This is a genomic window from Dellaglioa sp. CoH-56-MRSF-14 (assembly GCF_056782115.1).
Genome location: NZ_JBXAYB010000014.1, coordinates 1 through 700 on the forward strand (window position 1 = coordinate 1; position 700 = coordinate 700).

General features: G+C 55.6%; 2 protein-coding genes. Both read left to right on the forward strand.

From position 1 onward, the window contains the following. Positions 1-377 (forward strand): hypothetical protein (locus AC1RPX_RS07595; RefSeq protein WP_281116344.1); only part of this gene is annotated, 377 nt, incomplete at its 5' end. Continuing rightward, the coding region (locus tag AC1RPX_RS07600; protein ID WP_481763304.1) for a hypothetical protein at positions 377-700 on the forward strand (324 nt) is incomplete at its 3' end. The genes AC1RPX_RS07595 and AC1RPX_RS07600, both read left to right, overlap by 1 nt.

Consider the following 700-nt stretch of genomic DNA (forward strand, 5'->3'; position numbering starts at 1 on the left):
CTATGACACCTGTAGAACATGAGCTTATGGAGCACGCGCTCGCCACGCTGGAAGCGAAGCCCGACCGCCAAACGATTTGCGGCGCTATCGTGAACGCCCAGTACGAGCTGAGCGGGCGACGACGCAATGCCGATGCGAGATGGAATTGGCCGACTGCACGATCCATGGAGCTGGATGCGGCTAGCCATGAGCTGCGTAAAAGCATCATGCGTGCCCTTAACAAAAATAGCATCGGCGTTGGGATCGCGACGCTGGAGTGGTGGATTGAGCACCTGACCGGCATTAGCGTGGCCGATCTGATTGAGGTCCCGGAACACGCTGCGCGAATTCGTCAAACCCGCATCAATTGGGTGCGGCACATGCTGGAGACTTGGTAATGAACAAGGTTCGTGAGTACAAGCTGCGCATTTTGGATGGAGTGATTTGCGCGCTCGAAGAAAAACGCGAGTCATTTGTGTGCGTGGGCATAGAGTGGTCAGGCTATGCGATACGTACGGAGATTGATGTCAGCGAACACCCAGCGGTAATCACGGCCCAGCACCAGCTGACTGCTTGGGTCAATAATTTGCTGACCGTAAATGGCAAGAAGGCACACACTCTGGAACACTGGCTACATTGGCACGATATCCCCGTGGAGCTGTACGATTGTTCATCTGAGCAGCAACGCCGGCTCATGCGCATGACGCGTTTCGCTTGGTGC